Below are 20,073 nucleotides of genomic sequence, written 5' to 3'. Positions count from 1 at the left end.
GCCTCGGTCACGCGGGCGGCGCGGGAAGCGGCGCGACGCCCGCCTCGATGTCACGCCCGGCCGCCAGCACCACATCCTCGCCGAGCGGGAGTCCGATCACCTGGACGCCGGTCGGCATCGCATCCGAGCCGAGGCCCGTCGGCAGAGCCAGTGCCGGGAGCCCGAGGAAGTTCGCGACGACGGTGAGCCCGAGGTCGCGCCACGCGCGGTCCGCGGCCTCCGTGCCACCCAGGTCGTAGTCGGGCCCGCGCATGCGCGAAGCCGACACCGGCCCCAGCACCACCGGAACGTCGACCTGCAGGCGGCGCCACGCGGCCGCGATCACGGCACGGCGCGCCCACGCCTCGGCATAGTCGCGCGCCGACTCGTAGGGCCGCGCCGCCGCCGTGCTGTCGCGCAGGAACGCCGTCGCCGAACCGCCCAAGGGCCGGCCGAGCGCCGCGGGGTCGAGCGAGATCAGCATGTCGGTGCACGACAGACGTCGCCACAGCAGCGCCGCCTCCTCGAGCATCGGGACGTCGACCTCGAAGACATCCCAGCCGGCGCGGCGCAGGGCTTCGGCCGCGCGCTCGATCCCGGCTGCGACGTCGGCGTCCACGCCGTCCCCGAGAGGGTCGCGCACGACGCCGGCTCGACGGGGCACATCGTCGGGCCGCACCGCGCCGACGTCGATCGACACCGGGTCGTCGGCATCCCATCCCTTCAGCACGCCCAGCGCGAGCGCGACGTCGTCGACCGTCCGCGCGAGCGGTCCGTTGACGGAGAACTGCTGGAGCGTGAGGGCGACCGGATGCCCCTGCACGGCCGCGCGCGGCACCCGGCCGTGCGACGGGCGCAGCCCGCAGACGCCGGCGGCGTAGGCGGGCAGCCGCAGCGAACCGCCGAAGTCGTTGCCGAGCCCGACCGCGGCCATGCCGGACGCGACGGCCACGGCATCGCCGCCGCTGGAGCCGCCGGCGCTGCGAGCCGGATCCCACGGGTTCAGGGTGCGACCGAAGAGGTCGTTGTCTGTGTCCCACCGCATGCCGAAGTCGGGCATGTTGCCGCGTCCCACCGGGATCGCGCCCGCCTCGCGGATGCGACGGACGATGGTGGCGTCCCGCGCCGGGACGGCGTCGGCGAGACCCGCCCACCCGTTCGTGGTGGCCGACCAGGTGAGGTCGATGTTCTCCTTCACCGATATCGGCACGCCCGCGAGCGGACCGGGGTCGCGTCCGGCGGCGAGCGCCGCGTCGACCGCCTCGGCGGCGTCGCGAGCTCGATCGTCGAACACCACGGTGAGGGCGTTGAGACCGGGATTGACCCGTGCGATGCGCTCGAGGTGCGCCTCGGTGACGGCCAGCGCGCTGACCTCGCGTCGTCGGACGGCGGCGGCGATGTCGACCGCGGTCGACGTTTCGGAGAGCGGACCCATGGCCTTCCCATCCCACCACGAGCGGGCGCCCGGCGCGCGATTGCCGCGACACCGGCAGCGCTAGCACGGCGACGTCGGGAGGGCAATCCCCCGGCACGGATCCCGATCGCTCGCTAGCGTCGAGGCGACCCCATCGAAGGAGCAGACGTGGCCACGACGACGGCGAAGAAGACCAGCTCGCGAAGCAGTTCCACCTCGACCGGCGCGACACGCGGCAAGCGGCGCACGGCGCGCGGCGGAACGGGCGCGGAGCTCACACCCGAGCAGAATGCGGAGCGGGGGTTCACGGCATCCGAGAGCCTCAGCGAGAACCTGCAGAAGGTGCTCGTCGATCTGATCGAGCTGGCACTGCAGGGCAAGCAGGCGCACTGGAACGTCGTCGGGCGCAACTTCCGCGACACGCACCTGCAGCTCGACGAGATCATCGAGGCCGCCAGAGGGTTCGCCGACACGGTCGCCGAGCGCATGCGTTCGCTGCACGCCCTTCCCGATGGCCGCAGCGACGTGGTCGCAGAGACCACGACCCTGCCCGAGTTCCCGCAGGGCGAGATCGCGACGACCGAGGTCGTCGACCTCATGACCGAACGGCTGGACGCCGTCGCCGGTACGTGCCGTGAGGTGCACGACGCCGTCGACGAGGAAGACCCCACGAGTGCCGACATCCTCCACGCCATTCTGGAGCGGGTGGAACAGCTCTCGTGGATGGTGAGCGCGGAGAACCGCACCCCGCAGCGGTGATCCCAGGCGCCCTGACGCTGCCCGCCCGTCCCACCCCAGGACCGGCGGGCAGCGCCGCGTCGGGATTCCTGCGGTTCACGCGGATCGCGCGACGCGCGCGGGCCGCGCCGCCGCTAAGGTCGGGCCATGGCATCACGCACACAGCAGCAGCGGCACGAACCCGAGATGCACGGCGGGGTTCTCAGCGGCAACGGCAGCCCCGGACTGTGGGGAGCCCTCATCGGGCTCATCGTCTTCGCGTTCGTCGCGGTCCCGGCGGGTGCCGCGCTGCGGTTCGCGACACACCCCGCCACGCAGCAGCTGTTCGCGGGGCGCCTGTCGGAGGCGACGACCGGCGGCTACGTCGCGTTCTGGTGGATCGTCGCGATCTTCCTCATCGCGCTGCCGTTCCTCGTCGGCTGGGGCGTCGCGAAGCTCTCGGGCAAGACGCTCGCGATCATCGCCGTGATCGTCGGGGTCTTCTTCGTCGCGACGATCGTCCTCGGCCACCTCTACGTCTTCTGATCGGCGACCTCGGCGCCGGTCAGCACGCGCTCGGGGCGTGAGTACACGTTGAGCGAGCTGCCGCGCACGAACCCCGCCAGGGTGAGTCCCGATGCCGCGGCCAGCTCCACGGCGAGAGACGACGGCGCCGACACCGCCGACAGGATCGGGATGCCGGCCATCACGGCTTTCTGCACGAGCTCGAAGCTCGCCCGGCCCGACACCTGGAGCACCGTGCCGGTGAGCGGCAGCCGGTCTTCGAGCAGTGCCCAGCCGACGACCTTGTCGACGGCGTTGTGGCGCCCGACGTCTTCGCGCAGCACCAGCAGCTCGCCGCTCGCCGCGTCGAAGATCGCCGCGGCGTGGAGCCCGCCGGTCTTCTCGAAGACCGTCTGCCCCGCGCGCAGCGCGTCGGGAAGGTCCGCGAGCACGGCTGCGTCGACGGTCGCGGCATCCGTCTCGACGACGTAGCGGGACGCCTTCTCGATCGCCTCGATCGACGACGTGCCGCACACGCCGCACGAGCTCGTCGTGTAGAAGTTGCGGGTGATGTCGGTGAGCGGCAGCTCGACGCCGGGGGCGAGCGAGACGTCGAGGATGTTGTAGGTGTTCTCGGTCGCGCCGATGCCGAGGAGGCTCGGCCCCACGGTCGCGGCGCCGGCCGCCGCCGTGCCGGGGCCGCCGCAATGGATCGCCGAACGGAAATCGCCGCCCCGCGCGATGACGCCCTCCGACACGAGGAACCCTGCCGCCAGCTCGATGTCGTGACCGGGCGTGCGCATCGTCACCGTGAGCGGCTCGCCGCCGACGCGGATCTCGAGCGGCTCCTCGACAACGAGCGTGTCAGCCCGCCGGCGCACGCTCGGCACCCCGCCGTCGAGCGAGATGCGGGTGACGGGGCTGCGTGCGGTGATGCGTCCCACGATTCAGCCACCGATCGCGTTCATCCCGCGGGCGGGCTGCAGGAACGCGGGGTCGTTGATCGCGTGGCCGGGCAGCTTGCCGCGCACGCAGGCCCGCAGCATCCGGTCGATCCCCGCGTCGAGGTCGAGTGCACCGTCGCCCCGCAGCACCGGCAGCAGGTCGTACTCGGTCGTCGAGAAGAGGCAGTTGCGCAGCTGTCCGTCGGCGGTCAGCCGCAGCCGGTCGCAGTCGCCGCAGAACGGCGCCGTCACCGACGCGATGACGCCGACCGAGTGCGGGCCGTCGTCGAGCGTCCAGCGGGCGGCGGGCGCTCCCCCGCGGCCCGGGACAGGAGTGAGTCGCCAGCGCCGGCCGAGCGCCGCGAGGATCTCGTCCTGCGTCACCATGCGTGCGCGGTCCCACGTGTGCCCGGCGTCCAGCGGCATCTGCTCGATGAATCGCATCTGCGCGTCGTGCGCGATCGCGAACTCGACGAGATCGACGAGCTCGTCGTCGTTGACGTCGCGCATCGCGACCGCGTTGAGCTTCAAGGGACGCAGTCCCGACGCCGCTGCCGCCGCGATCCCGTCGAGCACGTCGTCGAGCCGATCGCGGCGCGTGAGCTCGCGGAATCGGTCGGGTCGCAGCGTGTCGAGCGAGATGTTGAGGCGCCCGAGTCCCGCGTCGATGAGTGCCGGGAGCACCTCGGGCAGGCGGATGCCGTTCGTCGTCATGGCGATCTCGACCGGGCGCCCGTCCGGGCCCTTGATCAGGGAGAGCCGGCGCACGACGTCCACGATGTCGGTGCGCAGCAGCGGCTCGCCGCCTGTGAGCCGGAACGTGGTGATGCCGTCGGCCGCGGCGACGCGCGCGACGTGCTCGATCTCGTCGAGCGTCAGGATGCTCGTCTTCGCGAGCCACTCGTTGCCCTGCTCGGGCATGCAGTAGGTGCACCGCAGCGAGCAGCGATCGGTGAGCGAGATGCGCAGATCGCGGTGCACTCGGCCGTGCGTGTCTACGAGCGGGGCACCGAACGCTCCGGGTGCCAGGGTCTCCGGCATCCGTCGCCCGATCGTGATCGGGATCGCGTTCACGCGCGCGTCGCCGATCGTCGTGCCCTGTTGGCCATGTTCCGAGAGTAACCCCGCCCCGGCGCCCGGAGGCGCGGACGACGGTGTTCGCACTTGTGGTCTGACCACATGTTATTGTGGTCAGACCACACGGTCCCCGGTAACGATCGGAAGCGCATGATGGATCTGCTGGACCCGCTGCTGCTCGCCCGCTGGCAGTTCGGCCTCACGACGCTGTACCACTTCCTGTTCGTGCCCCTCACGCTCGGCATGGCGCTGACGGTGGCGATCTTCCAGACGGCGTGGTTCCGCACCGGCAACGTGAAGTGGCTGCACCTCACGCGGTTCTTCGGCAAGATCTTCCTGATCAACTTCGCGATGGGCGTCGTCACCGGCATCGTGCAGGAGTTCCAGTTCGGCATGAACTGGTCGGCGTACTCGCGCTTCGTCGGCGACGTGTTCGGCGCACCGCTGGCCTTCGAGGGCCTGATGGCCTTCTTCTTCGAGGCGACGTTCATCGGCCTGTGGATCTTCGGTTGGGACAAGCTGCCCCGGGCGCTGCATCTCGCGAGCATCTGGATCGCGACGATCGGGGCCTGGTTCTCGGCGTACTTCATCCTCGCGGCGAATGCCTTCATGCAGAACCCCGTGGGCTTCCGCATGGCCGACGACGGCTCGCGCGCCGAGATGACCGACTTCTTCGCGGTGCTCTCGAACCCCGTCGCCCTCGCCGCGCTCCCCCACACCCTGTTCGCGGCGTTCATGATGACGGCCGGCGTCATCATCTCGATCTCGGCCTGGCACCTGCTGCGGGGGCAGAACATCGAGATGATGCGGTCTTCGCTGAAGTACGGCTTGTGGGGCATGGTCGTCGCGTTCGGCGGCGTCGCGCTGTCGGGCGATCAGCTCAGCCTCGTCATGGTGGCGACGCAGCCGATGAAGATGGCGGCGGCCGAGGCCATGTTCGACAGCGCGTGCGGGGCGGATGCCTCGTTCTCGGTGTTCACGCTCGGAACGCCCGACGGCTCGACCGAGCTGTTCTCGATCCGCGTGCCCTACCTCCTGGCGTTCCTCTCGACGCACTCGATCGACGGCTGCGTCGAGGGCATCAACGATCTCAATCTCGCCTACACGACGGAGATGTTCCCCGAGTTCGCCGACCGCGTCGACGGCAACTTCGCACCGATCGTGTGGGTGACGTACTGGTCGTTCCGCTGGATGATCGGCCTCGGCTCCATCGCCGCCCTCACCGCGGTCGTCGGCCTGTGGCTGACCCGCAAGAAGGCCAAGCGTGACGTGCCCGCGTGGGCGTGGCGGCTGGCGATCTGGGCGTGGCCCGCGTCGCTGTTCGCGATCCTCGTCGGCTGGGTCTTCACCGAGATGGGCCGGCAGCCGTGGATCGTCTTCGGGCTGATGCTCACCGAGGACGGCGTCTCGCCCAACGTGCCGGGCTGGACGGTGCTGATCTCGCTGACCGCGTTCACGCTCATCTACGCCGCGCTGGCCGTCGTCGAGTTCGGCCTCATCGTGAAGACGGCGAAGAAGGGCCCCGATCCGCTTCCCGGGCCCGACGACCCCGATCCGCGCGACGTGGCCGTCGCCGACACCCCGACCACGGTCTACTAGGAGTCTCGGAGAAACGTCATGGATCTCGCCTACCTCTGGTTCTGGATCGTCGGCTTCCTGTTCGTCGGCTACTTCGTGCTCGACGGCTTCGACTTCGGCGTCGGCATGTCGCTACCGTTCCTCGGCAAGGACGACGTCAGTCGTCGCCAGGTCATCAACACCATCGGCCCCGTGTGGGACCTCAACGAGACGTGGATCATCGTCGCCGGCGCGTGCCTGTTCGCGGCATTCCCGCACTGGTACGCGACGCTCTTCAGCGGCTTCTACCTCGCCCTCTTGATGATCCTGCTCGCGCTCATCGCGCGGGGCGTGTCGTTCGAGTACCGCCACCAGCGCGAAGGCCTGCGGTGGAAGAAGTCCTTCGACCGGATGATCGTGATCGGTTCCGCGGTCCCCGCGTTCCTGTGGGGCGTCGCGGTCGCGAACATCGTGCAGGGCGTGCCGATCGATCAGCACATGGAGTTCACCGGGTCGCTCCTGACGCTCCTCAATCCGTACGGTCTGCTGGGCGGTGCCACGACGCTGCTGCTGTTCTTCACGCACGGCGTGTACTTCGTGGCGCTCAAGACCGACGGGCAGGTGTCGGCCGACGCCCGCCGCCTGGCCGCGCGCGGCGGGGCCCTGACGATCCTCGTCGCGGCCGCGTTCCTCGTGTGGACGGTCGTCATGGCCTTCACGCAAGGACGCGAGCTCGCGGTCGTCACGACGGTGCTCGCCGGGATCGCCGCTGTGCTCCTGCTCGGCTCGTGGATCGTTAACGCCCGAGGACGTGAGGGCTGGGCCTTCGGCCTCGGCTCGTTCACGATCGTGTCGGCGGTGCTCGCCCTGTGGTTCGCGCTGTTCCCGTACGTGATGCCGTCGACGACCGACCCGGCCTACAGCCTCACGATCGAGAACGCCTCGAGCACCGACTACACCCTGACGATCATGTCGTGGGCGGCGCTCGTCTTCCTGCCGCTCGTGCTGCTGTACCAGGGGTGGACGTACTGGATCTTCCGCAAGCGCATCACCCGGTCGCACATCGAGGCGGCGGTGGCGCACTGACGATCTCCGGACGCGGCCCCGCGATGGACGACACGCGCGACGACGGCCCCGGCGGCATGTCGGGGAGACCCGTCGACCCCAGGCTGCTTCGTCATGCGACGGCGTCGCGCGGCTTCTTCGTCGCGATCGGCGCGATCGCCTTCGCGCAGACGCTCGTCATCGTCGCGTTCGCGTGGCTGCTGACGGGCGCCGTCACGGGGGCGATCGATGGGATGCCGCTGCGCGAGCTGGCGCCGACGCTCGGGGCCCTCGCCGCCGTGGTGGCGGTGCGCGCCGTGCTGGTGTGGGGGCGCGACGCCGTCGCCGCGCGTGCCGCCGCGCGCGTGCAGACGCAGCTGCGCGCGCGGCTCTTCGACGCGATCGGCACGCTCGGGCCGGAGTGGCTCGGCGCTCGCAACTCGGCGCGGCTGGCTGTGACCGCGGGGCGCGGGCTCGACGCGCTCGAGGCGTACTTCGGCAGGTACCTGCCCCAGCTCGTGCAGACCGTCGTCGCGACGCCGATCATCGTCGCCGTGATGTGGTGGCAGGACTGGATCTCGGGACTCACGGTGCTGCTGACTCTCCCGCTCATCCCCGTCTTCATGGTGCTGATCGGGCTCGCGACGCGCGCCGTGCAACAGCGGCAGTGGAGCACCCTGCAGCGCCTCGCCGCGCGCTTCGCCGACACCGTGCAGGGGCTCTCGACGCTCAAGGTCTTCGGCCGCCAGCACCGGGCCGCGGCATCCATCGAGCACGTCACCGGCGACTATCGGCGCGAGACGATGCGGGTGCTGCGGGTGTCTTTCCTGTCGGGGTTCGCGCTGGAGTTCCTCGCGAGCATCTCGGTCGCGATCGTCGCGGTGTCGATCGGGTTCCGCCTGATCGACGGGTCGCTCGTGCTCGCCGTCGGCCTGTTCGTGCTGCTGCTCGCCCCCGAGGCGTATCTTCCGCTCCGTCAGGTCGGGGTGCAGTTCCATGCTGCCGCCGAGGGCGTCGCCGCGACCGACGACGTGTTCGAGGTGCTCGACGCGGCGCGCCGCGCGATCCCGCAGGGTCGGGGCGTCTCTTCCTCGGGCGCCGGGGTTCGAGCCGACGAGGGTCTGGTGCTTCGGGGGGCGCGGGTGTGGCGAGGGGAACGGAGGTTGGACCCCGTCGACCTCGACGCAAACCCGGGCACCGTCACGCTCATCGAGGGACCGAGCGGCGCCGGCAAGTCCAGCCTGTTCGCGGCGCTGCGCGGCGCGGCCGCGTTCGACGGCACGGCGACGTGGCGGGGCGTGGACGTGCGAAGCCTCGCGACGCCGGAATGGCTCGCGTGGGCCGGGCAGCAGCCCGGGCTGCTCGCCGGCACGATCAGGGCCAACGTCTCGCTCGGCGACCCGTCGCCGGACGAGGTGACGGTGCGCCGGGCCCTCGATCTCGCGTGCGCCGGCAGGCTCGACCCCGCGCAGGAACTCGGCGTGCAGGGTGCAGGGCTTTCAGGCGGGCAGGCGCAGCGGGTCGCCGTCGCGCGCGCGTTCTACCGCCACCTCCGTGGCCAGACGCCGGTCATCGCTCTCGATGAGCCGAGCTCAGCACTCGATCCCGAGACCGAGGGGCGCCTGTGGTGCGGCATCCGCCGACTCGCCGATGAAGGGGCGACCGTGCTGCTGATCTCGCATCGCGAGTCGGCCCGCGCCATCGCCGACCTCGTCGTGCGGCTCGACCCGGCGGAGGTGCCCGCGTGATCCCCGCCCTCTTCTCCGACGGCTCACGTGTCGCAGGTCGCCTCGATCGACACGACGCGACAGGCGACCACCCGAGCAGAGCCACCGTGGGCTCCGTGCTGCGCGGGGCGCTGCCGCCGGCGCGACGGTTCTGGTGGTCGCTCGCGGCGGGTTTCGCGTCGGAGGGCTCCGCCGTCGCGCTGCTCGCGGTGAGCGCGTGGCTCATCGTGCGCGCGAGCGAGCAGCCGCCCGTGCTGTACCTGTCGGCCGCGGTCGTCGGGGTGCGGTTCTTCGCGATCTCGCGGGCGACGTTCCGCTACCTCGAGCGGCTCACGGGCCACGACGCCGCGCTGCGGCAGCTGGCGACCACACGCGCCGACCTGGTGCGGCGGCTCGTGCCGCTCGCGCCGGACGGACTGGCCCGCACGCGTCGCGGGTCGGTGCTGGGCGCGCTGGTCGACGACGTCGACGAGCTGCAGAACCTGCCGCTGCGGGTGGTGCAGCCGCTCGTCTCGTCGGCGCTCGTGGCGCTCGGCGCCGTCGTGCTCGTCGCGTTCGTGTGGTGGCCGGCCGCGCTCACGCTGCTGGGATGCCTCGTGCTCGCGGCCGCCGTCGCCGCCCTGTGGGGCTGGGCGTCGGGCGCGCGTGCCGAGCGCGACATCGCGCCGCTGCGCGGCCGTCTCGCCGACGCCATCCTCGACCACCTCGGCAGCCTGGAGGTGCTCGAGGCGTTCGGCGCCGAGGCCCGGAGTCGCGCGCGCATCGCGGCCGCGGACGCCCACCTGCGCCGCGCCGTCGTGCGCCGCGCCGGCGCCCAGTCAGGCACCACCGCGCTCGTCGCGCTGCTCGCGGGCGCGGCATCCCTCCTCGCGGTCGTCGTGGCGAGCCCCGCACTGGCCGGCGGCGACCTCGGCGGGCCCGCGTTCGCGATCGCGGTGCTCGTGCCCATGGCCGTGTTCGACGTCTTCGCGACGGTGCCCCTCGCCGCGTCGGCGTGGCGCCAGGTGCGCGCGTCCGCCGAGCGCATCGCGGGTTCGCTGCCCGCGGAGCCGCCCGCCGAGGTCGTGCACGAGCGCTTCGCACCGACCGGCGTCGCCCCGCCGCTCGGCGAAGGCCTGCGTCTCACCGGCGCGTCCGTGCGGTGGCCCGGTGCGGCAACGGCGTCGCTGCGCGACATCGACTTCGGCATCCGGCCGGGCGAGCGAGTGCTGGTCATCGGCCCGAGCGGCGCAGGCAAGTCCACGCTGGCGCACGCGCTCGTGCGCTTCCTCGAGACCGACGGCGGCTACGACCTCGGCGGAAGCTCCGTGCACGACCTCGCGGCGGACGACGTGCGGCTGACCGTCGGCCTGTGCGAGCAGCATCCGATGCTCTTCGACGAGGACGTGCGCCAGAACCTGCTCTTCGCGCGCGACACCGCGAGCGACGGCGAACTCGAGGCGGTCCTCGAACGCGTGGGCCTCGGACCGTGGCTGCGCGAGCGCGGCGGGCTCGATGCGCGGGTCGGCGAGCGCGGGGCGCTCGTCTCGGGCGGACAGGCACAGCGCATCGCCCTCGCGCGCGCGCTGCTGCGCGGCTTTCCCGTGCTCGTGCTCGACGAGCCGACTGCGGGCGTCGATCCCGCGGCATCCGATCGCCTGCTCGTCGACCTGCTGAGCGCGGTACGCGATGATCAGGCCGTGGTGCTGATCTCGCACGTCGCCGTGCCGGACGGCCTGGTCGACCGCACGGTCAGGATCGAGGACGGGCGGATCGTCGGCGGGCAGATCGTGCAGGCTGCCGCCCCTTGACGGGCCCGCGGGCCGATATGGTCGTGCACGTGGCGCTCACGATCCGGCTGGCGACGCGGGAGGATGCCGCGGCCATCACCCGCATCCGCATCGAGACGTGGCGCGCCGCCTATGCGGGGCTCATCGACCGTGAAGTGCTCGACCGGCTCGATCCCGTCAGCGAGACGCGCCGCCGGGCGGAGCGGTGGGACCAGGTGCATGCCGACCCGCGCAGCCGGGAGCTGCTCGCCGAACGCGACGGGTCCGCGGTCGGGTGGGCGGCGTTCGGTCCGTCGATCGATCGCGAGCTCGAGCGCAACGGTCAGCTGTTCGCGCTGTACGCGGTCCCGTCGGAATGGTCGCACGGCGTCGGGCACGCGCTCATGACCGCGGTCGAGGAGCGCTTGCGGGCGGCGGGCTTCCGCCATGCGCATCTGTGGGTGCTCGAGGGCAACGATCGCGCCGCGGCGTTCTACGAGCGCCACGGCTGGCGCGAGGACGGCGGCGTGATGGTCGACGAGCGCGTCATCGGCGGCCACACGCCGTACACGCTGCACGAGCGGCGCCGCGTGCGCGACCTGTCGTCGCCGGGCGGCGGGGGGACGGGCTGAGCCGCGGTGCTCAGAGTCGCTTGCCGAACGCCTGCGTCCCGGGCGGCGAGGCGAGCGGCGAGAAGCCCACGCGAGGGTAGAACGCGATCGCGCCGGCGTTCTCGGCCGTCGCCACGAGGTGCAGGCCTGGCACGCCGGCGTCTCGGAGCGCCTGCTCGAGCGTCTCGATGAGCCGCCGACCGAGCCCCTGGCCCTGGGCCTCGGGCAGCAGGTCGATGTGCAGATGCGCGGGATACTCCTCACCGAACGGCTGGCCGGCGCCGGCGCGTCCGTACGCGTAGCGGAGGATGCCGTCCTGGCGCGACCCGCCGTCGCCCGGGCGGGGCCAGCGGGTGGCGAACCGCGGCCACCACTGCGTGGCGAACCACTCCTCGAACGCGGCCGTGTCGGGCGCGCTCACGATGTAGCCCACGACGCGCCCGTCATCGGCCTCGACGACGAAGGCGAACTCCGGATGCCGCGCCGCATACGGGAGGACGAAGATCTCGGCCCAGAGGTCGTCGTCCTGCAGGACGCCGGTGGCGTCGGCGCCGGCATCCGCGGTCTTCAGGCAGACGTCGGCGAGGGCGGGCTCGTCGCCCGCTCGGAACGGTCGGATGCGTGGCACCGGCCGAGTCTAGTGCGGCTCGACGGGTGTGAACCGCACGCCGTCCGGGGCGACGCGCAGTGCCACCTCGACGCCCCGCGCAAGGCCGAGCGCCGCGGCCCGGTCGGCCGCGACGTCGACGGCGACGTCAGGATCGGCCGTGCGCACGCGCACACCGGCGGGCGTCTGCTCGAGCCGTGTGATGCGGGCGGTCCACGCGCCGTCGCCCGGTGCTGCGGCATCGACGCGGTCGAGATGCACCGCCGACGGCGCGAACACCGCGGCGGACTCCCCCTCGGGCGCCGGCTCGAGCACGAGGCCGCCGCTGCGCCACCGCCCGTCGCGCACGACGCCGGGCACGCGATTGAGGCCGGCCACGGCCGCGGCGAAGCGCGTCGCCGGGCCCGCGAGCACGTCGCGCACGGGTCCGGACTGAGTCACGCGCCCCTCCTCGAGCACCACGAGCCCACTCGCGAGGGCGACGGCATCGACCGCGTCGTGCGTCGCGACGATCGCGGTGGTGCGCGTCGCCGACAGCTGCTCGTGCACGAGCGCGCGCACGTCGCCCGCGGTCTCGGTGTCGAGAGAGGTCAGCGGCTCGTCGAGCAGCAGCACGTCCGGACTCGTCGCCAGGGCGCGCGCGAGCGCGACCCGCTGCTGCTGCCCTCCCGACAGCTGTGCCGGGCGGCGCTCGGCGAAGGCCGCGAGTCCGACGCGACCGAGCCACTCGTCGGCGGCGGCCGCGGCATCCGTCTTCGTCATCCCGTGCGCGCGCAGACCGAACGCGACGTTCGCGCGAGCGGTCAGGTGCGGGAACAGCCGCGGGTCCTGCCCGAGCAGGACGACGCCGCGCCGCGCGGGTGGCACGCTGTGCACGCCCCGCGCATCGAGCGTGCGCGTGCCGAGGCGCACGTGCCCGTCATCCAGACGCAGAAGTCCGGCGAGCACCGCCAGGAGCGTCGACTTGCCCGCGCCGCTCGGCCCCATGAGCGCCAGCACGTCGCCGTGAGCGGCCCGCAGCGACGCGTCGAGAAGGAACCCCGGCCGCTCGACCACGACGTGGGCGTCCAGGCCGACGTGCCCGTCAGCGGAAGCGGCCGGCGCAACAGCGGTCATCGCGGCGCCTCGGCCCGCCACGCGCGGACCAGCAGCAGCACGCCGACCGCCGTGACGAGCAGCAGCAGCGACAGTGCCACGGCGGTGCCCTGCGACACGCCGGCGCCGTTGAACGCGGTGTAGATCGCGAGCGGCATGGTCTGCGTGACCCCGGGGGCGTTGCCGGCGAAGAGGGCGGTCGCGCCGAACTCGCCGATGGCGCGGGCGAAGCACAGCACGATGCCTGCGATCAGTCCCGGCGCCGCGAGCGGCAGTGTGACGCGCGCGAGGATCGTCCAGCGGCCGGCGCCGAGTCCTGCAGCAGCCTGCTCGTACCCGACGCCCGTCGCCCGCAGCGAGCCCTCGAGCGCGAGCACGAGGAACGGCAGCGCGACGAACGTCTGCGCCAGCACGACGGCGGCCGTGGTGAACGGGATGCGGATGCCCCATTCGGCGAGCGCGCCGCCCAGCACGCTGGTACGCCCGAAGAGGAACAGCATCGCCACGCCGCCGACCATCGGCGGCAGCACGAGCGGCACCGTCACGACGGCGCGCAGCACAGCCGCGGTGCGCGCAGTGCTGCGGGCGATGAGGAGTGCGAGCGGAATGCCCAGCACAACGCACGCGAGCGTCGCGATCGCGCCGGTCGCCAGCGAGAGGCCGAGGGCCGACAGCGCCTGCGGAGAGGAGATGTCGCTCCACAGCGTCGCCCACTCGACGCGTGCGACGAGCGCCCCGAGCGGCAGCACGAGGAGAGCGATGCCGACGACCGCCGGCACCGCGAGCACCCGTGGCACGAAACCCTCGCGTTCGCCGCGATCGGCGCGTGCTCCTTCGACCGTCGAGGCGCTCATGGCGCCCCGAATCCCCGCTCGGCGAGCACTGCCCGCCCGTCGTCCGACGCGACGAACGCGACGAACGCCTCGGCGGCCTCGGGATTCGCCGCCTCCTCGAGGGCGGCGATGGGATATCGGTTGACGACGCGGTCGGAGCCGGCAGCGGCGACCGCGGTGACGGCGTCGACGCCCCGCACATCGGTGGCGTACACGAGTCCCGCGTCGGCTTCCCCCGTGGCGACCTTGGTGAGCACGGCCGTGACGTTCTGCTCGAGGCTCGCCGGCGTGACTGTGACCGCATTGTCGGCGAGGAGGGTGACGGATGCCGCGCCGCACGGCACCTCGGGAGCGCACAGGACGACCGTCAGCGCGGGGTCCGCCAGGTCGTCGATCGCCTGCACTCCGCCGGGGTTGTCGCGCGGAACGGCGATCACGAGCGTGTTGCTCGCGAAGACGCGCAGGGCGGTCGCGACGCCGGCGTCGGCGACGCGGGTCATCGTGGCCTCGTCCGCCGCTGCGAACACGTCGGCGGGCGCGCCCTCGATGAGCTGCGTCGCCAGCGTGCTCGATCCGTCGTACGAGATCGGCAGCACCTCGAGCGACGGATGCCTCTGCTCGAACCGGGTCGCCAGCTCGTCGAACGCGCTTCGCAGCGACGCCGCCGCGAAGATCCTGAGCTCGCCGGTGAGCTCGGCCTCCGGATCGGCGTGCCCGGGCTGCGCGGTGCCAGGCTCAGGCGTGCCTCCGGCCGGCGCGCGGTCGGCGGTGCACGCGGGTGCGACGAGCGCGGCGGCCACGAGGAGGGCGGCGAAGACCGGCGCGGAGCGGCGGGGACGAGGCATCCTCAGCCCTTCGGCGTCTCGACGATGACGTGCGTCGCCTTCACGACCGCCGACGCCAGCGACCCGACCTCGAGGCCGAGGTCGTCGGCGGCCTCGGCAGACATCAGTGAGACGACGCGGTGGGGCCCCGACTGGATGTCGATCTGCGCCATGAGCCCGTCGCGCTGGATGCGCGTCACGAGGCCGACGAAGCGGTTGCGGGCGCTCGAGAGCACATCGGACGGATCGGCGGGGGTGGCCGCGAGCTCGACCGCCCTGGCCGCGAGTGCGTCGCCGGGGATGCGCGTGGGCGATGAATCGGTCGTCGGGAGTGCGCCCGCGTCGACCCAGCGGCGGACGGTGTCATCGCTCACACCGAGCAGGCGCGCGGCCTCGGATATCCGGTAACTGGGCATGACAGCAACGTATCACCGCAGATGCGGACATAGCACGACGGATCCGCCGCAGCCACGGCGTTCCGAGCTGACCGATGAGCGCCTCTCTTCGCCTTCGAACAGTCGGGGCGCCGTCGAGCGGCGGGCGGCCGATCGAGAACTGTGGAGAGCGCACACCGGGCCGGCAGGTGCCGTGAGACGATGCACGAGATGGACACCGCAGCACTCGAGGAACTGCGCGCGCTCCGCGCTCGCGCGTATGGTCCGGACGCCGACATCGCGCAGGATCCCGGAGCCGTACGACGCCTTCGCGAGCTCGAAGCCTTGAGCAGCGGATCGACGACGCGATCCCCGATCGAGGCTCCGACCGAAGTGACCAGCACTCTCTCGCCCGAGGGGTCGGCGGAGGCGCAGGGGTCCGACTCGGAGGCGGAATCCGGGGCGGCGCGCGAATCGGGGGCATCGCCGAGGGCGGCGTCGGTGCCGGCGCCAGGGTCGGTGCCGGCGTCAGCGTCGGCGTCAGCGTCGGCGTCGGCACCGAACCTGGAGGCCACCCCGGGCGCGGCCCCCGAGACCGCTCCTGCGACGGGCGAACGCGTAGCCGAGGCGGACACGCCCGAGGGCGATCGCCCGCCGGACGATCGCGCGGCATCCTCCGCGTGGCCGCGCCGAACATGGCGAACGGACAGGTTTTCCCGTCGGATCGGACTGATGTGGGGTCTCTCGGTCGTGGCGGCCGCGGCCCTGGCGTCCGGGATCACCTACGCGGCGACATCCATGGCACCTGTCTCGACGTCGAGCGGGGCGCCGCAGATCGCCACGCTCGAGCCGTCTCCGCTCGTCGAGGTCCCAGCCGGATGGTTCGGCGCGGGACCGAGCTCGCGCGGGTTCGAGTTCTACGGGTTGACGCTGTTCGAATCCGCGCACGGGTACGTCGGCACAGGCAGCGACTGCTTCATGGCCGTCCCGACGGAGCACCTGCCCGCCGACGACGCCGACCCGAACAGCTGGTCCATGAGCGGTCCGATGTACTCCGGATGCCGCGTCGGCGCCTTTCCCGCCACGGTCGCAGTACCCGTCGACAGCGGGATGCCGGAAGAGCTCCGCGACCGCTTCCCGCCCGGCAGCGCCCTGCAGTTCGTGCTCGACGGCGACCGCATGGGCGTGTTCCTCGACAGCCCTTAGTCGGCGTTGCCGACGAGGATGACGAGCTGGGTGCGCCCGTGGCCCTGAGTTCGATGGAAGACTGACGCCGTGCTCGATAGACCTGAGATCGTCTGCATCTGCGGCTCTGCGCGCTTCGCGGACGAGATGCGTGCGGTCAACCGCGACCTGACCTTCGCGGGTGTCATCGTCGTCGCCCCGGGCGAAGCGGACGAGGTGATCTCAGACGAGCAGAAGGCGGTCCTCGACGCGCTTCACATGCGCAAGATCGACTTGGCCGATCGGGTTCTGGTCGTCAACCCGGGCGGGTACATCGGCGAGTCGACCGCCAGGGAGATCGCCTACGCCCATGCCTCTGGCAAGCCGGTCTCGTTCACAGAGCTCGTTCGATAGGTAGGCGCGTTCGCGGTGCGCGCCACGAGCTTCATGCCGCGCGCGCCGTATCAGCGGTCTGCCTGAGTAGTCTGCGCGAATATACGATATTCGCGCTGATTTGCCCTAGCTTGCATAGTATGTATGTTCAAACTGGATTTATGACCGACATCGCATCCTCGACCGACCCGGAGGGGTCGGAGCGGGCGATGCGCGCGGTCGAGGACTTCGTTCCGCCCGTGCCGGATGCAGTGGATCTGGTCGTCGAGACCGCGACGATGATGTCGGTGTTCGCCGCGCAGCGGCTGCGCCGCGTGGATGCGATGCGGCAGGAGGCGCTGACCGAGGCGGCTGGGCGAGGCGCTGGGGTGCGGGATGTGGTGGAACGGTCGATCCGGCTGGAGCTCGCCGCAGCGATGCGCGTCACGGAGTACGCCGCGGGCCGCTTGATCATGCTGGCGGAGGCGCTGGTGCACCGGTACCCGCCCGTGCTGGATGCGCTGTCGGGCGGGCGGGTCACCGAGAAGCACGTCGAGATCTATGTCGACCTCGTCGACGAGGTCACCCCGGAACTGCGCGACCAGGTCACTGTGCCGGGACTTGTGTTGGCGGAAGCCGAGCCGGTGGGATCGTTCCGGCGAGCGCTTCGCGACCTGATCACCCGCCTGGAGGCGACGACTCTCGAGCAGCGGTACCAGGCCGCCGTGAATCAGCGACGGGTATGGGTCGAGCAGGGCGTCGACGGAATGGGACTGCTGGGCCTGCACCACCCCGGCGTGGAAGTGCATGCCATCCACGGTCGCATCACCGCGATGGCCAAGGCCATCGCCGCCGCCGAGGGTGGGACGAGGACGCTGGACCAGATCCGTGCCGACGTCGTCGCAGACCTGCTCATCGATGGCACCACCGACCACCTCCCCGCTGCGGCGTCCGGCATCAAGGCGCAGGCCGTCGTCACGGTGCCCGTGCTCGCGCTCCTCGACGAAGGCACGGCCGACGGCGCTCACACGGACGCTGGCGCCGAGGGCACGGCCTACACGGACACGCGCGCCCGGGAAAGCGGCGCGGATGCCACGAGCAGTGGGGATGGCGCGGCCATCGATCCTCCGGTCGTCGAAGGAGTCGGGCCGATCCCGCTGTCGAAGGCACGCGAGCTGTGCGGCGGAGAGGGCACGTGGATGCGGGTGCTCACCCATCCTGAGACCGGGATCGTGCTGTCCGTCGGGCGCGATCGCTACAACCCGCCGAAGCCGCTGCGCGACTCGTCCGATGGCGCGCGGACCGGTGCATGGCGCCCGGGTGCGGCATGCCCGCATCCCGGTGCGAGATCGACCATCAGATCCGTTGGGTCGATCACGGCGAGACCTCGCTCGACAACACCGCGCCGTTCTGCAAGGGCCACCACGTGGTCAAAGACAACACCGACTGGGTCGTGCGGCAGGTCCCTGGCAGCGGCGGCGCCGTGCGGTGGACCTCGCCCACCGGACGCCAGTACACCGTCGCACCCGAACGACGGGTCCCCGCCTTCACCACCGCCCGCAGCGGTCCCGGCGACCCCGCACCCTTCTGAGTGACCCGTCGTCAGGTGGTCACGGAGGACCCGAGCGGCGGGAGGGTAGCGAGAATGTCGTACGCTGATCGGCTCGGCGAGACCGCACCTTCCCTGAACGACCCCGTCGTCAAGGGCTCGGCGGCGTCGCGAACACGTCCGCACCCCGCCCGCCCTCGACGTCGCGCTCCGCGAAGCGGTCGATCGCAGCCGCCGTGAGCTCCATCTCGCGCGTCCCGCCGTGTCCCTCGGTCTCGACGATGTGCAGTTCGCTTCCTGGCCACGCCCGATGCAGCAGCCACGGCGTGATCGCCGGGCCGCTGACGTCGTAGCGGCCGTGGACGAGCACACCGGGTATTCCCGCCAGCTCCGACACACGATCGCGAATCCGTGCCGGGCCCGGCAGAAAGCAGTCCTGCGCCCAGTAGTGCGTCACGAGCGTGGCGAAGTTCTCCCGCTCGCGCGGGTCGTCGAACGACGACCCCGGCTCCCAGTTCGGATCGAGCGAGACGTGCGTCGACTCCCATTCGTCCCACGCCTCCGCTGCCCGCGCGCGGACATCGGGATCGGCGTCACGCAGGAGGCGCGCATACGTCTCGACGACACGCTCGCCGTTCCGCGACCCGTCGGTCGCTCCGGCGCCGTCAGCAGCCGCCGCGAATCGCTCCCACGCCTCGGGGAAGATGGCGCCCACGCCCTCCGTGATCCAGTCGATCTCCTCGCGAGCCCCCGAGGTGACGGCGGTCAGGACGAGTTCGGTCACGCGATGCGGATGCTCGAGCGCGTACGCGAGAGCCAGAGTCGATCCCCACGAGACACCGTGCACGAGCCACCGATCGATTCCGAGGTGTTGGCGCAGCGCCTCCATGTCCTCGATGAGGGTCGCCGTGGTGTTGCCGTCGAGTGACGCGAGGTCGTCGATCGCCCACGGGGTGCTGCGACCGCAGCCTCGCTGGTCGAATCCGACGACGAGGTACTTCTCCGGATCGAAGCGGCGGCGATAGCCGCCGCGTCCGAGGCCGCTACCCGGTCCACCATGCAGGTAGACGGCGCCACGGCCACGCTCGGCCCCGGACATCTCCCAGTACAGGTCCGCTCCGTCGGGGCGTTGCAGGCGTCCTTGCGCGAAGGGTTCGATCGGCGAGTGCATCGTCGAATACTAGGCCGAGCCCCTGTCGCTCCGGCGTAGCCTGTGGGCATGACCTTCCCCCCACTCGTCGAGCCGGTCGCGCGACTCAGCGACGCCGAGCAGACTCGCACGGCGCGTCACCGCGTGCTGGCGGGATTCGGCGACGACGCACAGCGACGGCTCGCGGCCGCGCATGTCGCGGTCGTCGGCGCGGGCGGGCTCGGCTCCCCCGCGGTGCTCGCACTCGCCGCCGCCGGTGTCGGCACCATCACGATCATCGACGACGACCTGGTCGAGGCATCCAATCTCCAGCGCCAGGTGATTCATCGCGTCACCGACGTGGGCGCGCGCAAGGTCGATTCGGCCGTGCGCGTCGCAGCCGACCTCTCCCCCACGACCCAGGTGCGAGCGGTCGCCGAGCGTCTGACGCCGGAGTCCGCGCGCGATCTGCTCGAGGGCGTGCACGTCGTCGTCGACGGCACCGACACCTTCGAGACGCGTGAAGCCGTCGCCGCCGCGTGCGAGCAGCTCGGGGTCCCGCTCGTGTGGGGCGTCGTGCAGGAGTTCCACGCGCAGGCCACCGTGTTCTGGTCGAGGCCTCCTGCAGGCGCGACGCCCGTCCGTCTCGCCGACCTGTACCCGACGGATGCCGCGCGCGACGTCCCCACGTGCGCACAGGTCGGCGTGCTCGGTGCGCTGTGCCTCCAGGTCGGCGCCCTGCTCGCCACCGAGGCGATCAAGCTCCTCACGGGTGTCGGAGAGCCGCTGCTCGGACGCGTGCTG

19 protein-coding genes and 1 pseudogene are annotated in these 20,073 nt (G+C 71.8%); 11 read left to right on the top strand and 9 right to left on the bottom strand.

What is annotated here, in order from left to right:
- Positions 1–7 precede the first annotated feature (7 nt).
- Positions 8–1,414, bottom strand: a complete 1,407-nt coding sequence (locus tag AC3ANN_RS04050) for an amidase (protein ID WP_488339718.1) — start codon at positions 1,412–1,414, stop codon at positions 8–10.
- 147 nt (positions 1,415–1,561) lie between these two features.
- On the opposite strand from AC3ANN_RS04050, the gene AC3ANN_RS04045 reads away from it, so the two are divergent.
- A complete protein-coding gene (locus AC3ANN_RS04045; RefSeq protein WP_488339717.1) occupies positions 1,562–2,152 on the top strand; it encodes a Dps family protein in 591 nt (196 codons plus the stop codon).
- Positions 2,153–2,278: 126 nt separating this feature from the next.
- A complete protein-coding gene (locus AC3ANN_RS04040; RefSeq protein ID WP_488339716.1) occupies positions 2,279–2,656 on the top strand; it encodes a hypothetical protein in 378 nt (125 codons plus the stop codon).
- Here the strand turns inward: AC3ANN_RS04040 and fdhD are convergent.
- Together fdhD and moaA are read right to left on the bottom strand one after the other, a co-directional pair.
- Positions 2,644–3,558 (bottom strand): formate dehydrogenase accessory sulfurtransferase FdhD, encoded by a 915-nt coding sequence (fdhD, locus tag AC3ANN_RS04035; protein WP_488339715.1) that lies wholly within the window; start codon positions 3,556–3,558, stop codon positions 2,644–2,646. The two genes, AC3ANN_RS04040 and fdhD, sit on opposite strands and share 13 nt — an antisense overlap.
- Positions 3,559–3,561: 3 nt before the next feature.
- The gene (moaA, locus tag AC3ANN_RS04030) at positions 3,562–4,599 is read right to left on the bottom strand and encodes a GTP 3',8-cyclase MoaA (RefSeq protein ID WP_488340911.1); all 1,038 of its coding nucleotides are present in this window, start codon (positions 4,597–4,599) and stop codon (positions 3,562–3,564) included.
- 189 nt (positions 4,600–4,788) lie between these two features.
- Between moaA and AC3ANN_RS04025 the strand changes: the two genes are divergently transcribed.
- The 5 genes from AC3ANN_RS04025 to AC3ANN_RS04005 all read left to right on the top strand — a co-directional run bounded on the left by AC3ANN_RS04025 (position 4,789) and on the right by AC3ANN_RS04005 (position 11,343).
- Positions 4,789–6,234, top strand: coding sequence for a cytochrome ubiquinol oxidase subunit I (locus AC3ANN_RS04025; RefSeq protein ID WP_488340910.1), 1,446 nt, complete (start codon positions 4,789–4,791; stop codon positions 6,232–6,234).
- Between the two features lie 18 nt (positions 6,235–6,252).
- The gene (cydB, locus tag AC3ANN_RS04020) at positions 6,253–7,278 is read left to right on the top strand and encodes a cytochrome d ubiquinol oxidase subunit II (protein WP_488339714.1); all 1,026 of its coding nucleotides are present in this window, start codon (positions 6,253–6,255) and stop codon (positions 7,276–7,278) included.
- 23 nt (positions 7,279–7,301) lie between these two features.
- Positions 7,302–8,984, top strand: a complete 1,683-nt coding sequence (cydD, locus tag AC3ANN_RS04015) for a thiol reductant ABC exporter subunit CydD (protein WP_488339713.1) — start codon at positions 7,302–7,304, stop codon at positions 8,982–8,984.
- Between the two features lie 86 nt (positions 8,985–9,070).
- Complete coding sequence (gene cydC / locus AC3ANN_RS04010) at positions 9,071–10,753, top strand: thiol reductant ABC exporter subunit CydC (protein WP_488340909.1); 1,683 nt, start codon at positions 9,071–9,073, stop codon at positions 10,751–10,753.
- Between the two features lie 29 nt (positions 10,754–10,782).
- Positions 10,783–11,343: a GNAT family N-acetyltransferase gene (locus AC3ANN_RS04005; RefSeq protein WP_488339712.1), complete on the top strand. Its 561-nt coding sequence runs from the start codon at positions 10,783–10,785 to the stop codon at positions 11,341–11,343.
- A gap of 10 nt (positions 11,344–11,353) precedes the next feature.
- Here AC3ANN_RS04005 and AC3ANN_RS04000 read toward each other — a convergent pair whose 3' ends face one another.
- The 5 genes from AC3ANN_RS04000 to AC3ANN_RS03980 are packed head-to-tail and all read right to left on the bottom strand — an operon-like array spanning position 11,354 to position 15,097.
- Complete coding sequence (locus AC3ANN_RS04000) at positions 11,354–11,950, bottom strand: GNAT family N-acetyltransferase (RefSeq protein ID WP_488339711.1); 597 nt, start codon at positions 11,948–11,950, stop codon at positions 11,354–11,356.
- Between the two features lie 9 nt (positions 11,951–11,959).
- Positions 11,960–13,045: a sulfate/molybdate ABC transporter ATP-binding protein gene (locus tag AC3ANN_RS03995; RefSeq protein WP_488339710.1), complete on the bottom strand. Its 1,086-nt coding sequence runs from the start codon at positions 13,043–13,045 to the stop codon at positions 11,960–11,962.
- The gene (locus tag AC3ANN_RS03990) at positions 13,042–13,878 is read right to left on the bottom strand and encodes an ABC transporter permease (RefSeq protein WP_488339709.1); all 837 of its coding nucleotides are present in this window, start codon (positions 13,876–13,878) and stop codon (positions 13,042–13,044) included. The genes AC3ANN_RS03995 and AC3ANN_RS03990 overlap by 4 nt, the downstream gene beginning before the upstream one ends.
- Positions 13,875–14,702, bottom strand: coding sequence for a molybdate ABC transporter substrate-binding protein (modA, locus tag AC3ANN_RS03985; protein ID WP_488339708.1), 828 nt, complete (start codon positions 14,700–14,702; stop codon positions 13,875–13,877). The genes AC3ANN_RS03990 and modA overlap by 4 nt, the downstream gene beginning before the upstream one ends.
- 2 nt (positions 14,703–14,704) lie before the next feature.
- On the bottom strand, positions 14,705–15,097 hold the full coding sequence (locus AC3ANN_RS03980; RefSeq protein WP_488339707.1) for a TOBE domain-containing protein: 393 nt from the start codon (positions 15,095–15,097) through the stop codon (positions 14,705–14,707).
- A 690-nt stretch (positions 15,098–15,787) separates the two neighbouring features.
- Between AC3ANN_RS03980 and AC3ANN_RS03975 the strand changes: the two genes are divergently transcribed.
- The 3 genes from AC3ANN_RS03975 (at position 15,788) to AC3ANN_RS03965 (ending at position 18,186) form a co-directional block, all read left to right on the top strand.
- Positions 15,788–16,261: a hypothetical protein gene (locus tag AC3ANN_RS03975; RefSeq protein ID WP_488339706.1), complete on the top strand. Its 474-nt coding sequence runs from the start codon at positions 15,788–15,790 to the stop codon at positions 16,259–16,261.
- A 126-nt stretch (positions 16,262–16,387) separates the two neighbouring features.
- On the top strand, positions 16,388–16,633 hold the full coding sequence (locus AC3ANN_RS03970; protein WP_488340908.1) for a hypothetical protein: 246 nt from the start codon (positions 16,388–16,390) through the stop codon (positions 16,631–16,633).
- Positions 16,634–16,752: 119 nt separating this feature from the next.
- On the top strand, positions 16,753–18,186 hold the full coding sequence (locus AC3ANN_RS03965) for a DUF222 domain-containing protein (protein ID WP_488339705.1): 1,434 nt from the start codon (positions 16,753–16,755) through the stop codon (positions 18,184–18,186).
- Positions 18,187–18,291: 105 nt separating this feature from the next.
- On the opposite strand, the gene pip is transcribed toward AC3ANN_RS03965, so the two are convergent.
- On the bottom strand, positions 18,292–19,311 hold the full coding sequence (pip, locus tag AC3ANN_RS03960; RefSeq protein ID WP_488339704.1) for a prolyl aminopeptidase: 1,020 nt from the start codon (positions 19,309–19,311) through the stop codon (positions 18,292–18,294).
- A gap of 48 nt (positions 19,312–19,359) precedes the next feature.
- Between pip and AC3ANN_RS03955 the strand changes: the two are divergent.
- A pseudogene (locus AC3ANN_RS03955) lies at positions 19,360–20,061 on the top strand (HesA/MoeB/ThiF family protein); the annotation flags it as partial.
- Between the last annotated feature and the right edge of the window lie 12 nt (positions 20,062–20,073).

Source organism: Microbacterium sp. STRO-2N (assembly GCF_057747775.1).
This window is presented reverse-complemented; position numbering and strand designations above follow the sequence as displayed.